This is a genomic window from Micromonospora sp. NPDC049274, from assembly GCF_040678875.1.
GTDB lineage: Bacteria > Actinomycetota > Actinomycetes > Mycobacteriales > Micromonosporaceae > Micromonospora.
On sequence record NZ_JBFAQS010000005.1, the window covers coordinates 63,406 to 76,961 of the forward strand.

General features: G+C 73.2%; 12 protein-coding genes. 5 read left to right on the top strand and 7 right to left on the bottom strand.

Annotated elements, in window-relative coordinates:
• Nucleotides 1–49: 49 nt before the first annotated feature.
• The 3 genes from AB0K10_RS11355 to AB0K10_RS11365 form a co-directional block, all read right to left on the bottom strand.
• A complete protein-coding gene (locus AB0K10_RS11355) occupies nt 50–2,110 on the bottom strand; it encodes a 3-hydroxyacyl-CoA dehydrogenase NAD-binding domain-containing protein (RefSeq protein ID WP_363682313.1) in 2,061 nt (686 codons plus the stop codon).
• Complete coding sequence (locus AB0K10_RS11360; RefSeq protein ID WP_363682315.1) at nt 2,107–3,300, bottom strand: thiolase family protein; 1,194 nt, start codon at nt 3,298–3,300, stop codon at nt 2,107–2,109. The genes AB0K10_RS11355 and AB0K10_RS11360 overlap by 4 nt, the downstream gene beginning before the upstream one ends.
• A gap of 94 nt (nt 3,301–3,394) precedes the next feature.
• Entirely contained in the window at nt 3,395–4,720 is a 1,326-nt protein-coding gene (locus tag AB0K10_RS11365) for a ribonuclease D (RefSeq protein ID WP_363682317.1), read from the bottom strand.
• A 245-nt stretch (nt 4,721–4,965) separates the two neighbouring features.
• On the opposite strand from AB0K10_RS11365, the gene AB0K10_RS11370 reads away from it, so the two are divergent.
• The gene (locus AB0K10_RS11370) at nt 4,966–6,225 is read left to right on the top strand and encodes a trypsin-like peptidase domain-containing protein (protein WP_363682917.1); all 1,260 of its coding nucleotides are present in this window, start codon (nt 4,966–4,968) and stop codon (nt 6,223–6,225) included.
• Between the two features lie 223 nt (nt 6,226–6,448).
• The gene (locus tag AB0K10_RS11375; protein ID WP_363682318.1) at nt 6,449–7,375 is read left to right on the top strand and encodes a hypothetical protein; all 927 of its coding nucleotides are present in this window, start codon (nt 6,449–6,451) and stop codon (nt 7,373–7,375) included.
• A 34-nt stretch (nt 7,376–7,409) separates the two neighbouring features.
• On the opposite strand, the gene AB0K10_RS11380 is transcribed toward AB0K10_RS11375, so the two are convergent.
• The gene (locus AB0K10_RS11380) at nt 7,410–7,982 is read right to left on the bottom strand and encodes a DUF3000 domain-containing protein (RefSeq protein ID WP_363682320.1); all 573 of its coding nucleotides are present in this window, start codon (nt 7,980–7,982) and stop codon (nt 7,410–7,412) included.
• Between the two features lie 148 nt (nt 7,983–8,130).
• Here AB0K10_RS11380 and hemE point away from each other — a divergent pair, with 148 nt between their 5' ends.
• The 3 genes from hemE to hemQ are packed head-to-tail and all read left to right on the top strand — an operon-like array spanning nt 8,131 to nt 11,343.
• On the top strand, nt 8,131–9,228 hold the full coding sequence (gene hemE, locus AB0K10_RS11385) for a uroporphyrinogen decarboxylase (RefSeq protein WP_363682322.1): 1,098 nt from the start codon (nt 8,131–8,133) through the stop codon (nt 9,226–9,228).
• 7 nt (nt 9,229–9,235) lie between these two features.
• Complete coding sequence (gene hemG, locus AB0K10_RS11390; protein WP_363682324.1) at nt 9,236–10,645, top strand: protoporphyrinogen oxidase; 1,410 nt, start codon at nt 9,236–9,238, stop codon at nt 10,643–10,645.
• Nucleotides 10,642–11,343 (top strand): hydrogen peroxide-dependent heme synthase, encoded by a 702-nt coding sequence (hemQ, locus tag AB0K10_RS11395; protein ID WP_266250986.1) that lies wholly within the window; start codon nt 10,642–10,644, stop codon nt 11,341–11,343. The genes hemG and hemQ overlap by 4 nt, the downstream gene beginning before the upstream one ends.
• Before the next feature lie 69 nt (nt 11,344–11,412).
• Here hemQ and AB0K10_RS11400 read toward each other — a convergent pair whose 3' ends face one another.
• The 3 genes from AB0K10_RS11400 to AB0K10_RS11410 all read right to left on the bottom strand — a co-directional run bounded on the left by AB0K10_RS11400 (nt 11,413) and on the right by AB0K10_RS11410 (nt 13,457).
• On the bottom strand, nt 11,413–12,546 hold the full coding sequence (locus AB0K10_RS11400) for a lytic polysaccharide monooxygenase (RefSeq protein ID WP_363682326.1): 1,134 nt from the start codon (nt 12,544–12,546) through the stop codon (nt 11,413–11,415).
• Between the two features lie 125 nt (nt 12,547–12,671).
• Nucleotides 12,672–13,145 (bottom strand): GNAT family N-acetyltransferase, encoded by a 474-nt coding sequence (locus tag AB0K10_RS11405; protein ID WP_363682328.1) that lies wholly within the window; start codon nt 13,143–13,145, stop codon nt 12,672–12,674.
• 51 nt (nt 13,146–13,196) lie between these two features.
• A complete protein-coding gene (locus AB0K10_RS11410) occupies nt 13,197–13,457 on the bottom strand; it encodes a hypothetical protein (protein WP_007456992.1) in 261 nt (86 codons plus the stop codon).
• Nucleotides 13,458–13,556: the final 99 nt, after the last annotated feature.

Here is a 13,556-nt window from a genome sequence, read left to right on the forward strand (position 1 = left end):
GGTCCACGAGGGACGGTCCGGCCACCGCGACGGTGGTGCGGGGATTTCCTCAGGCGGGCAGGCTCGCCGCCCCGCGCGGCAGGAACCGGCGCCCGGTGACCCGCTCGCTGGTGCCGGTCCGGTCCAGGTACGGCGTGACACCACCCAGGTGGAACGGCCAACCGGCGCCCAGGATCATGCACAGGTCGATGTCCTGCGCCTCGGCGACCACACCCTCGTCCAGCATCAGCCGGACCTCCTGCGCGAGCGCGTCGAGCGCGTTCTGGCGGACCTGCTCGGCGGTCAGCGGCTGGTCACCGACGACGAGCAGCTTGGCGACCTCGTCGTTGACCTGGTCGTCGACCACGATCGGTTGGCCCGAGTCGGCGATCCGCTTGAGGTTCTCGCTGACGGAGAACCGGTCCGGGTACGCGGCGTGCAGGGTGCCGCCCACGTGGTACGCCACGGCCGGCCCGACGAGCTGGAGCAGGGCGAGCGGGCGCATCGGCAGGCCGAGCGGATCCAGTGCGCTGTTCGCCACGTCCAGCGGCGTACCGGCGTCGACGGCGGCGAAGACGGTGCCCAGGAAGCGGGTGAGAAGCCTGTTCACCACGAACGCCGGGGCGTCGGAGACCAGCACGCTCGACTTCTTGAGCTGCTTGCCGACCGCGAACGCGGTGGCCAGGGTGGCGTCGTCGGTGCGCTCGCCCCGGACGATCTCCAGCAGCGGCAGCACGGCCACCGGGTTGAAGAAGTGGAAGCCGACCACCCGCTCCGGGTGCTCCAGCTCGGCGGCCATCTCCGTGATGGACAGCGAGCTGGTGTTGGTGGCGAGCACCGCCTCCGGGGAGACGATCTTCTCCAGCTCGGCCCAGACCTGCTTCTTGACGCCCAGGTCCTCGAAGACCGCCTCGATGACGAAGTCGGCGTCCGCGAAGGCGCTCTTGTCGACAGTGCCGCTGACCAGGCCGTACAGCTTGGCGGCGGTGCCCTTGTCCATCCGGCCCTTGGTGACGGCCTTCTCGATCTGGGTGTGCACGTAGCCGACGCCCTTGTCCACCCGGGCCTGGTCCAGGTCGCTCATGACGACAGGCACCTGGAGGCGGCGGGCGAACAGCAGCGCCAATTGGCTGGCCATCAGGCCGGCGCCGACGATGCCGACCTTGGTGACCGTGCGGGCCAGGCCCTTGTCCGGTGCGCCGGCCGGGCGCTTGGCCCGCCGCTGCACCAGGTCGAAGGCGTACAGCCCGCTGCGCAGCTCCTCGGAGAAGACCAGGTCAGCGAGGGCCTCGTCCTCGGCGGCGGTGCCGGCGGCGAAGTCACCGTCCTTCGCCGTCTCCAACAGGTCGAGCGCCTTGTACGCGGCCGGGACCGCGCCGTGCAGCCGCTGGTTCAACGTCTCGCGGGCGAAGTAGAGCACGCCCGCCCACATGTCCTTGTCGACCTCGGGCCGGGTCACGGTGATCCGGCCGCGCACCACGCCGGCGGCCCACTCCAGGGACCGCTCCAGGAAGTCGGCAGGCTCCAGCAGCACGTCCGCGATGCCCATCTCGGCGGCCTGCTTCGGCTTGAGCATCTTGTTCTGCATGAGCGGGTTCTGGATGATCACCTGGGTCGCGGCGGGGATGCCGATCAGGTTCGGCAGCAGTTGGGTGCCGCCCCAGCCGGGCACCAGACCGAGGGAGACCTCGGGCAGGGCGAGCGCCGCCGCGCCACCGGAGAGCGTCCGGTAGTGGCAGTGCAGCGCCAACTCCAGGCCGCCGCCCATCGCCGCGCCGTTGACGAAGGCGAAGGTGGGAACGGTGCTGTCCTTGAGGCGGGCGAAGACCCGGTGACCGAGTCGGCCGATCTCCAGCGCCTGCTCGCGGTCGGCGAGCTGCGGCAGGCCGACGATGTCCGCGCCCACGCAGAAGATGTACGGCTTGCCGGTGACCGCGATGAACGCCGGGTCGGCGGCGAGCGCGGCCGTGATGGCATCGTCCAGATCGGTCAGACCGGCCGGACCGAAGGTGTTCGGCTTCGTGTGGTCGAAGCCGTTGTCCAGAGTGATCAGGGCGGCGGGCCGGTCCAGCCCCGGCACGGTCACCGAGCGCAGCAGCGCCTTCGTGACGACCTCGTTCGGCGCCTTCACTTGCCACCCTCCCAGTTCGGGTTCTCCCAGATCACGGTGCCGCCCATGCCGATGCCGATGCACATCGCGGTCACGCCGTAGCGGACCTCGGGGTGCTCGGCGAACTGCCGGGCCAGCTGGGTCATCAGCCGTACGCCGGACGACGCGAGGGGGTGGCCGATGGCGATCGCGCCGCCCCACGGGTTGACCCGCGGGTCGTCGTCGGCGATGCCGAAGTGGTCGAGGAAGGCGAGCACCTGCACGGCGAACGCCTCGTTCAGCTCGAACAGGCCGATGTCGTCGATGCTGAGCCCGGCCAGGCGCAGGGCCTTCTCGGTCGACGGGATCGGGCCGACGCCCATCACCTCCGGCTCCACCCCGACGAAACCGAACGACACCAACCGCATGGCGATCGGCAGGCCCAGCTCGCGGGCGGTGGCCTCGTCGGCCAGCAGGCTCGCGGTGGCGCCGTCGTTCAGGCCCGCCGCGTTGCCCGCGGTGACCTTGCCGTGCGGGCGGAACGGGGTCTTCAGGGTGGCCAGCTTCTCCAGCGACGTGTCGCGGGGAGCCTCGTCCACTCCGGCCAGACCCCAGCCGCCCTCGGCGTCGCGGATGGCCACCGGCACCAGGTCGTCCTGGAGCTTGCCGTTGGCGTACGCCTTCGCCGTCTTCTGCTGCGAGGCGAGCGCGAACGCGTCGGTGCGCGCCTTGGTGATGTGCGGGACCAGGTCGTGCAGGTTCTCCGCGGTGGCGCCCATGACCAGCGCCGACGGGTCGACAAGCTTCTCCGCGATGATGCGCGGGTTGGGGTCGACGCCCTCGCCCATCGGGTGGCGACCCATGTGCTCGACGCCACCGGCGATGGCGATGTCGTACGCGCCCATGGCGATGCCGCTGGCCACGGTGGTCACCGCGGTCATGGCACCGGCGCACATCCGGTCGATGGCGAAGCCGGGAACGGTCTTGGGCAGACCGGCCAGCAGGGCGGCGGTGCGGCCGATGGTGAGGCCCTGGTCGCCGATCTGGGTGGTGGCCGCGATGGCGACCTCCTCGACCCGCTCCGGAGGCAGCTGCGGGTTGCGCCGCATCAGCTCACGGATGCAGCGGATCACCAGGTCGTCGGCGCGGGTGTTGGCGTACATGCCACCCGCCTTGCCGAACGGGGTACGGACGCCGTCGACGAAGACGACATCCCGGACTTCACGGGGCACTTGAGCCTCCTAGCCGATGGGCGCGTTCCCCCGAATGCTACTCGCCAGTAACCAAACTGCTGCCGACCCCCGGCTGTGGCCCACCCCACACCCGTCAGGGAATGGGGTTGGGGGACAGGGCCTGGGTCAGCTGGGGGGTCAGCAGGGCGATCTGCCACTCGCGGGCATTGAAGCCGCGCAGGGTCTCCGCCACCGCGTCCTCGGTGATCTCCTCCGGCGGGGTCCAGGCCAGACGACGTACCGAATCCGGGGTGATCAGATTTTCCGGGGGCAGGTTGTGCTCGCCCGCGATGCGGACCACCACCTCCCGGCAGCGGGCCAGGCGACCGGCTGCCACCGGGTCCCGCTCGGCCCACCGGTGCGGCGGTGGTGGGCCCTCCACCGCCGGGGTGGCCGGAAGCGCGTCGTCCGGCAACTCCCGGGCGTCGTCGAGCGCGGCCAGCCAGGTGCGGGCCAGCCGACGGACCGACCGCCCCCCGAAGCCGGGCAGCGTCAGCAGCGTCTTCTCGTCCTTCGGGTCCAGCTCGGCCGCGGCGACGATGGCCGAGTCGGGCAGCACCCGGCCGGGCGCGGCGTCCCGCCGAGCCGCGATCTGGTCCCGGGCGTACCACAACGAGCGGATCCGGGCCTGGGCCCGCGCCCCGCGCACCCGGTGGATGCCCGACGTACGTCGCCAGGGTTCCGCCCGGACCCGGGGCGGCCGGGCACCCGTCCGGACCAGGGCGGCGAACTCCTCCGCGGCCCAGGCCGACTTGCCCTGTCGGGCCAACTCCGCGTCGAGCGCGTCGCGGAGGTCGGTGAGCATCTCCACGTCGAGCGCGGCGTAGGTCAGCCACGACTCGGGCAGCGGTCGACTCGACCAGTCGGCCGCCGAGTGGTGCTTCTCCAGGGTGAATCCGAGTAGCTGCTCGGTCAGCGCCGCCAGGCCGACCCGCTCGAACCCGGCCAGCCGAGCGGCCAGTTCCGTGTCGAACAGCCGGCGCGGGCGCAACCCCACCTCGGCGAGGCAGGGCAGATCCTGACTGGCCGCATGGAGCACCCACTCGGCCTCGCCGATCGCCGCGTCCAGCGTGCTGAGGTCGGGCAGCGGCAGCGGGTCGATCAGCGCGGTGCCGGCGCCCGCGCGCCGCAACTGCACCAGGTACGCGCGCTGGCTGTAGCGGTACCCCGAAGCGCGCTCGGCGTCCAGGGCGACCGGGCCGGTGCCGGCGGCGAACCGGGCCACGACCTCGGCGAGCTCGGCCGGGGTGGTCACCGGATCGGGGGTGCCGTCGCGCGGGGCGGTCAGCGGAACGGGCCCACCGTCGGTCGGGTCGGGCCCCTCGTCCGCCGGCTGCGGCTGGGCCGACGGCGGCTGCTGGGGTGCGTGTCCCGGGAGTTCTTCGGCGGGCCGACGGCGCAGGGGTGGTTCGTCGGTCACCTGCCAACCCTAGTGCGCGCCGTGATCCGGCGTGCGCAGCCGGTCCCGCGTGTGTCGGTCAGGTGTCCGCAAGGTGTCCTTTCGGATCCCGGACATCGGGGGAGACAAAGCCCGTTCGCGCAGGTACGGTCCATCGAGCCGCCGACCCCGCTCGGGTGATCCTGGGTCGTGGCCGCAAGCGAAAGACCACGGGGAAAGGCAAGATGATCATGACGGCTGGCTTCGGCGCGGGGGACGTACGGCCAATGGGCGCCGAGCCTGACGACGTGAGCGGCCGGGCCCCCGATCGGCCGGGCCCTCTGCCGCCACGCATCGAACCACACCCGGAGGCCGGTGCCACCTGGTCCGGCACGCCGGGCCAGAACGCCGAGCCCTCCGCGGCCATCCCGGCACCCCGTACCGGCTGGGTGGCCCCGCCGAACGCCGGCCAGTGGGGCGCGGCGCCCCAGGGGCCCGTGCCCACCGGCCCGGGCATGACCGCCGCGCCCACGGCGGCTGCTCACGGCACTGCCGCGCCGTACCCGGCGGGGCCGGCGCCATACGTGGCAGGGCCGGCGCCGCACGGCGCGTACACCCCTGGCGCTCCCACGTCGTACGGCGCCGGCGGCTACCCGCCCGCCGGTGACCTGGCCAGCGCGCCGCCGTTCGCCACCGCGGGTCACCCCGGTCAGCCCGGTAACCCCGGTCAGCTCGGCTGGCCCAGCGTCACCCCGCCCGCGCGGCCCACCCGACGTCGGTGGCCCGTCGTGCTCGCCACGCTGCTCGTCGTCGCGCTTGCCGCCGTGGCCGGCCTGCAGGCCTATCAGCTCGACCGACTCGGCGACCGACTCGCCGCCACCGACCGCCGGCTCGCTCAGGCCCAGGACGGCGACGGCACCCGTCTCGACGGCCTGGAACAGCGCACGGACGCGCTGGAGAAGCAGGCCGGGGCGGCGTTCAACCCCGAGGCGGTGGCCAGCGCCGTGCTGCCCAGCGTCTTCCGGGTGCGGGCCGGCCAGTTCACCGGCACCGCGTTCGCGGTGGGCAAGCCGGCGGCCGGCGGTGGCACCAACCTGTTCACCAACTTCCACGTCGTCGAGTCGGTGTGGGAGAGCGGCGGCCGGGAGGTCTTCCTGGAGCGTACGGACCAGCGCTTCCCGGCCACCATCGTCAAGGTCGACAAGGCCAACGACGTGGCGCACCTGCGGGCGACCGGCAAGTTCACCGGCCTGGTCACCTCACCCGCAGCCGTGAAGTCCGGGCAGCAGATCATCGTCGTCGGCGCTCCGCTCGGCCTGGAGGACAGCGTCACCACCGGTGTGGTGAGCGCGTTGCGCGCCGCGCAGGGCGGCTCCGGACCGGCCATCCAGTTCGACGCCCCGATCAACCCCGGCAACTCCGGCGGCCCGGTGATCAACGGCAGCAAGCAGGTGGTCGGCATCGCCACCGCCAAGGCGCGTGACGCCGAGGGCATCGGGCTCGCCATCCCGATCAAGGTCGCCTGCGACGGTTTCAAGATCTGCTGACCCGCGGCCCCGGCCGCCCGCGCCACCCCTGGCCTCCCGGCCGCCCGCGCCACCCCTGGCCTCCCGGCCGCCCGCGCCACCCCTGGCCTCCCGGCCGCCCGCGCCACCGACGGCCTCCCCGGTCGTCCCCGACCCGTCCGGGTCCTCGGCCTCGGACGACCCCACCGCTGCATCCGGTCCGTCGCGCCTACCGGCGGAGGGACCTGCTCACCTGGAGGAAGAAATGTCCCAGCCACCGACCGGGCCGGAGGGTCTCCCGCCCGCCACCCCGACGCCGCCGGCCGGCTCGCCCGACCCGGATGCGACGGTGCGGCACGCGGCCGGCACCGACCCGACCGTGCAGTACCCGGCCGGGCAGCCCGCGCCGCAGCAGTACGCGCCGGGCCAGCCCACGCCGCCGCAGCAGTACGCGCCGGGCCACGCCGGGCCGCAATACGGTGCGCCCGCGCAGCCGCAGTACGGCCCCCCGCAGACGCAGTACGGCTCCCCGGCCAGCGCCCCGCCGTACGCCGGCCAGCCGATGTCCGCGCCGCCGGTCTCCGGCTCCGCGTACGGCCAGCCGATGTCCGCGCCGCCGGTCTCCGGCTCCGCGTACGGCCAGCCGATGTCCGCGCCGCCGGTGTCCGGTCCGGCGTACGGGCAGCCGATGTCCGCGCCGCCGGTCTCCGGTCCGGCGTACGGGCAGCCGATGTCGGGCCCGCCCGGGATGCCGCCGTACGGTGCCGCCCCGACTCCACGCCGGGGTCGCGCGGTGCTGGTGCTGGCCCTGGTGGCGGCGCTGCTCTTCGTGGTCAGCGGGGTGATGACCGGGCTGTTCGTGACCAAGAACAACGAGCTGAACCGGACCGAGAAGCGCCTCACCGCTCAGGTCAGCCAGCGCGACGGGACCATCGCGGCCAACACCACCGAGATCGCGAAGCTCAAGACCGATCTGCAGGCCATGCAGGACAAGCTCGACAACACCGAGCAGGACCTGACCGGCACCCGCAACGACCGCGACGAGCAGGCCCGGCAGAAGAAGGTCATCGCGAGCTGCCTGGACAAGCTGACCACCGCGCTGGGTGCGGCGGCGGCCGGGAACAGGAGCGCGTACAACGCGGCCATGAAGGGCCTCGACAAGGTGTGCGACGAGGCGGAGAACTACCTCTGATCCGCCAGGCCCTGAGCCGGCCGCCGCCCAGGTTTCAGGCGGTGGCGGCCGGACGGCGGTCGGCCAGGGCGGTGACCCCGGGTGGGGGCAGCCCGGCCGTCGAGGCGAGCAGGGCGCACCAGCCGAGCAGGTGGGGGGTGAGGTCGTCGTCGACGGGTGTCCAGGAGGCGCGGATCTCGATGTCGCCGGCCGTCGGTGGACCGGCCAGGTCGCCGAACCGGGTCGACATCGTCTGGGTGACCGTCCCGCCGATCGCTCGGTGATCCGCGTCCTGGGCGTCCAGGGCGTCGGTCAGCCACGTCCAGCCGACGCCGGGGAGCAGCGGGTCGGCGGCGAGGTCGACCTCCAGCTCGGCCGTCACGTAGGTGACCAGTCGCAGCGTGCCCTGCCAGGCCTCGTGCCCGGCCGGGTCGTGCAGCAGGATCAGCCGGCCGGTGGCCACCTCGTCGCCGTCGCGCAGCACGGTCGCGGAGAGCGCGAACGTGAACGGTGCGAGCCGCTGGGGGGCGCCGACCTCCTCGAGGGTGATCTCCGGTCGGGGCGCCGGCGACCGCAGCCCGGCGACCGCGCGGGCGAAGGTCTCCGGGAGCGCGATCGGGGGGGCCATGTCGGCAGCCTATGCCGCCGTCGGCCCACAGGCTTCGACGGCGCGCCGACACGTACCCCGACCGCCCCGGCGCGCGACGGACGTTAGGTGCGTCCCTTCCGTTCACCCTCCGCGGCCTGGGGTCGGGCGGCGTGGCACGATTGCGGCGATGACCACGGATACCACGGGCACTGCCGCCCGAGACGGACACCCGCGCCCCGGCGGCCCGGCCGACTCGCCCTTCATCCGGGCCTGTCGGCGTCGGCCCGGCCCGCACACCCCGGTCTGGTTCATGCGCCAGGCTGGCCGCTCACTGCCGGAGTACCGGGAGATCAGGGCCAGCGTGCCGATGCTGGAATCCTGCCGTCGCCCGGAGCTGGTCACCGAGATCACCCTGCAGCCGGTGCGCCGGCACGGGGTCGACGCCGCCATCCTGTTCAGCGACATCGTGGTGCCGGTCGCCGCGGCCGGGATCGATCTGGACATCGTGCCGGGCACCGGTCCGGTGGTGGCCGAGCCGATCCGTGCCGCCGCCGACGTCGAGCGGATCCGCCTGATCGGCCGCGACGACGTCTCGTACGTGGACGAGGCCGTCCGCCAGCTTGTGGTCGAGCTGGGCGACACCCCGCTGATCGGCTTCGCCGGCGCGCCGTTCACCCTGGCCAGCTACCTGGTCGAGGGCGGCCCGTCGCGGACCCACGCGAAGACCAAGGCCCTGATGTACGGCGATCCCGAGCTGTGGCACGCGCTCTGCGGCCGGCTGGCCGAGGTGACGCTGGCGTTCCTGCGGGTGCAGATCGAGGCGGGCGTGTCCGCAGTGCAACTGTTCGACTCGTGGGCCGGCGCGCTCTCCGAGGCCGACTACCGGCGTTACGTGCTGCCGCACTCGACGTCCGTGCTGAGCGGGCTGGCTGACGCCGGCGTGCCGCGCATCCACTTCGGGGTGGGCACGGCCGAGCTGCTCGGCGCGATGGGCGAGGCCGGCGCGGACGTGGTCGGCGTCGACTGGCGTACCCCGCTGGACGTGGCCACGCACCGGATCGGCCCGGACAGGGCGGTGCAGGGCAACCTGGACCCGACCGTGCTGCTCGCGCCGTGGCCGGTGGTGGAGGCCGAGGTGCGCCGGATCCTGGCCCAGGGGCAGGCGGCTCCCGGGCACGTGTTCAACCTCGGCCACGGTGTGCTGCCGGAGACCGACCCGGACGTGCTGACCCGGGTGGTCGCGCTGGTGCACGAGGTCTCCAGCCGCCGGGCCGACCAGGGCTGATACGGCGATGCGGCAGCCCTGGCGGGTGGCGGTGGTCGGCGGCGGAATCGCCGGGCTGGCCGCCGCGGTCCGGCTGCGCGACCGCGCGCCGGAGGGCACCGAGATCACGGTGTACGAGCAGTCCGGCGCGGTGGGCGGCAAGCTGCGTACCGGGACGTTGGCAGGTGCGCCTGTGGAGTTCGGCGCCGAGTCGTTCCTCATGCGCGACCCGACCGGGGCGCAGAGCGCGGCGGTGGCGTTGGCGCACCGGCTCGGGCTGGCCGACCGGATCGTGCACCCCACCGTCGGGCAGGCCGCGCTTGTCGTCGACGGAGGGCTGCGCCCCATCCCGGGCGGGACGCTTGTGGGCGTACCCGGGGATCTGGAGCGGGTGGCCACTGTCGCGCGCCCGGCCGCGGACGCCGACACCGACGACGGTCGGCCGCTGGTCGGCCCGGACGCGGACGTCTCGGTGGGCGCGCTGGTCCGGTCCCGGTTCGGCGACGAGGTCGTCGACCGGCTGGTCGACCCCATGCTGGGTGGCGTGTACGCCGGCCGCGCCGACGACCTGTCCCTGGTCACCACGATGCCGGCGCTGGCCCGCACGGCCCGGGTGGAGCACACCCTCATCGGCGCGGTCCGGGCGGCGCAGGCCGCAGCGCCGCGCGCTCCGGGCGCCCCGGTCTTCGGCACCCTGGTCGGCGGGTTGAGCACCCTGGTCAAGGCGGCGGTGCGGGCCAGCGGCGCGACGGTACGACCCGACGCCGCCGTGCGCGAGGTGACCCCGACCGGCACGGGTTGGCGCCTCACGGTCGGCCCGACCCGGGCCCCTGAGCTGGTGGACGTGGACGCCGTGGTGCTGGCAGTGCCGGCCCGGCCGGCGGCTCGGCTGCTCGCCGGCCCGGCCCCGGTGGCCGCCGCGGCCGTGGGTGAGCTGGACTACGCGAGCGTCGCGCTTGTCACCCTGGCGTTGCCGCAGCCGCTGCTGCCCGAGCTGTCCGGCTTCCTGGTGCCCAGCACCGAAGGGCTGTTGATCAAGGCGGCCACGTTCTTCACCACCAAGTGGGGGCACCTGCGTCGGCCGGACGGGCTGGCGCTGGTGCGCGCCTCGGTGGGCCGCTACGGCGAGGAGGCGCACCTCCAGCGTCCCGACGCGGACCTGGCCGCGACCGTGCACCGGGAGCTGTCGGCGGTGCTCGGCGCCCCGCTGCCCGCCCCGGTCGACGGGCACGTGCAGCGGTGGGGCGGCGCGCTGCCGCAGTACGCCCCGGGGCACGCCGACCGGGTGACCGCCGCGCGCACTGCGCTGCGGGCGGCGCATCCCACACTGGTCCTGGCGGGTGCCGGCTACGACGGTGTCGGCATACCGGTCTGCGTCCGCTCCGGCGAGACGGCAGCCGACGAGATCATCACAGCACTGGGAGGATCGGCGAGATGACCGAGCAGACCAACGCGGCCCGGTTGCGGGAGCTGAACGACAGCATCCGCTACACGATGTGGTCGGTGTTCCGGGCCAGCGCCCCACTGCCGTCGCTGCGGGACAACGTCACAGGCGAGGTCGAGTCCCTCTTCGAGGAACTGGCCGGCAAGGACGTGGTCATCCGGGGCGTGTACGACGTGTCCGGGCTGCGCGCCGACGCGGACGTGATGATCTGGTGGCACTCCGCGTCGAGCGACGCGCTGCAGGACGCGTACCTGCGGTTCCGTCGCACCACGCTGGGTCGGGCGTTGACCCCGGTCTGGTCGCAGATGGCGCTGCACCGGCCGGCGGAGTTCAACAAGAGCCACATCCCGGCGTTCCTGGCCGGCGAGGAGGCCCGCCCCTACCTGTGCGTCTACCCGTTCGTGCGCTCCTACGAGTGGTACCTGCTGCCCGACGCCGAGCGGCGCGAGATGCTCGCCGAGCACGGCAAGATGGCCCGCGGCTACCCCGACGTACGCGCCAACACCGTCGCGTCGTTCGCGCTTGGCGACTACGAGTGGATGCTCGCGTTCGAGGCCGACGAGCTGCACCGGATCGTCGACCTGATGCGGGACCTGCGCGCCTCCGGCGCCCGGCGGCACGTCCGCGAGGAGGTCCCGTTCTACACGGGTCGTCGCCGCTCGGTCGGCGAGATCGTCAACTGCCTGGTCTGATCCCCGCCGGTCGTCTGATCCCCGCCGGCCGGCGCCGCGCCCCCGCCCGGGTGCGGCGCCGGACGGGGATCAACTGGTCTTCGTACAGGAGACCAGGGGAACGGGGTTGCTGCCGGTCCACGAGCCGAGGAAGCCGAACGTGGTGCTCGCTCCGCCGGCCAGGGCGCCGTTGTAGTTCACGTTGCGTGCGGTGACGAGCGTTCCGTTGGTGGTGAGATCGGCGCTCCACGCGGACGCGACCTTTTGACCGTTGTTGTAGTTCCAACTCACCGACCAGCTCTGGGTCGGCGAGTTGGCGCCCGCGGTCACCTTCACCTCGGCCTGGAAGCCGCCGGCCCACTGGCCGGTGATCTGGTACGTCGCGTAGCAGGCGCCGGCCGGCACGGGAGTGCTCGGCGGAGGCGTGCTCGGCGGCGGGGTCGTGGGCGGGGGAGTGGTGGGCGGCGGAGTCGTGGGCGGCGGAGTCGTCGGCGGCGGCGTGGTGGGCGGCGGGGTGCTCGTGCCGCCGGAGAAGTCCACGTCGCTGCACAGGTAGTACGACTGGTCCAGGTGGCTCGCCTGCCAGACGGTGTAGACCATGTGCCGCCCGGTGCGGCCCGGCGCGCTGACCGGGATCTGGATGGAGACGCCACCGGTGTCCCGGTCCCACTGCGACGCCGGGGTGTTGCCGATCTGGCCGGCCAGTTCCAGGTCGTCCCAGCCGAGCGCCTCGGTCGACGAGTTGAAGCCCTGCTTGGTCACGTACACCCGGATGTAGTCGGCACCGTGGCTCGCCTGGTCGAAGAAGCGCAGCCGGAAGTTGTTCGACACCGGGGTGGCCTTCCACGCGCCGACGGTGTCCAGCGCGTTGTAGCGACCGTTCTGGGTGTGCCCGCCGCTGCACAGCTGGCCGTTGGGGACGGCGGCCTGGTGGTTGCCGGCCACACCCTCGCGGAACAGGCCGTTCCAGTTCCACATGGCCTGCGGGTCGGCCTGCCAGGCCTGCCAGCACATCGGGTCCTCGGTGGCCATCCGGGGATTCTGGAATTCGCTGCCCCAGCGTTGCCAGCAGCTGTAGCTGCGCGAGGCCGGGTCGACGACCGAGCCGTGCGCGGAGGCGGGCTGGACCAGCGCGACGCTCAGCGCGGTGGTCAGCAGGAGCGTGGCGGCCGCCGCGATGGCGAGCGGCCGGAGCACGCGTGGTGATCGGGCGAGACTGGACATGGAGCCCCCGGGGGGATGAGGTCGGACGACGACACCCGGACGGCCGGGAGTTGCCCGCTCCCGTGCCTACTGCGTTGCTCTCGCGCTGGCTCCAACCGGAACGATGCCAGGCCGATCGTCAGACGTCAATGGTTGGCGTCGTCGGCGCGGGCCCCCGCGGTGCGGCGCATCGGGGTGTGCGGGATGCCGTCCTCGACGTACTCCGGGCCGCTCACCGCGAAGCCGTGCCGGGCGTAGAGACCGACCAGGTGTGATTGGGCCTCCAGCACGCAGGGCCGGTCGCCGACCAGGTCCAACGCCGCCGTCATCAGCCGGCCGGCGTGCCCGCCGCCGCGCGCCGCCGGGGCCACCACCACACGACCGATCCGGGCGACGCCGTCGGGGTCGGCCAGGATCCGCAGGTACGCCAGCGGCGCGCTGCCGTCGGTCAGCCAGAGGTGGCGGGTGCCTGGCTCCACGTCCCGCCCGTCGAGTTCCGGGTAGGGGCAGTTCTGCTCCACCACGAACACGTCGATGCGCAGCTTGAGCAGGTCGTGGAAGGTGCGGGCGTCCAGGTCGGCGAAGGAGGCCGTGAGGACCTCGGTGGTCTGCTGGGGCACGCACCGATGGTAGGCCGGGCGGACGCACGGGCGACTCCGCAGGGGTGTCGCTCAGGCGGGGCGCGCGCCCACGGCGTCGCGGATCTCGGCACCCTCGGCGCCCTCGACCGCCCGGGCGCAGTGCCCGCAGCAGAAGAACCGGCCGTTGACCTCCACGCCGTGCCCGACGATCTTGATCTGACAGTGTTCGCAGATGGGTGCCATGCGGTGGATCGCGCACTCGAAGGAGTCGAAGGTGTGCACGTCGCCGCTGACGGTGTGCACCTCGAACGCCATCCAGTAGTCGTTGCCGCAGACCTCGCAGGTTGCCACGGAAAACCCCCCATATCAGGACATGTGCTACCAGGGTCCCTCAGATCAGGGCGGTAGCGGGCGAATTACCGCCAGCTCGTCGAGGTCGGCGGCGTGTCG

Bases quoted from the DNA above. Each gene is read 5' to 3' on its own strand.
- AB0K10_RS11370 (WP_363682917.1), top strand. From the start codon at position 4,966: ATGGGCGCCGAGCCTGACGACGTGAGCGGCCGGGCCCCCGATCGGCCG.
- hemG (WP_363682324.1), top strand. From the start codon at position 9,236: ATGCGGCAGCCCTGGCGGGTGGCGGTGGTCGGCGGCGGAATCGCCGGG.
- AB0K10_RS11380 (WP_363682320.1), bottom strand. From the start codon at position 7,982: ATGGCCCCCCCGATCGCGCTCCCGGAGACCTTCGCCCGCGCGGTCGCC.
- hemE (WP_363682322.1), top strand. From the start codon at position 8,131: ATGACCACGGATACCACGGGCACTGCCGCCCGAGACGGACACCCGCGC.
- AB0K10_RS11400 (WP_363682326.1), bottom strand. From the start codon at position 12,546: ATGTCCAGTCTCGCCCGATCACCACGCGTGCTCCGGCCGCTCGCCATC.
- hemQ (WP_266250986.1), top strand. From the start codon at position 10,642: ATGACCGAGCAGACCAACGCGGCCCGGTTGCGGGAGCTGAACGACAGC.
- AB0K10_RS11375 (WP_363682318.1), top strand. From the start codon at position 6,449: ATGTCCCAGCCACCGACCGGGCCGGAGGGTCTCCCGCCCGCCACCCCG.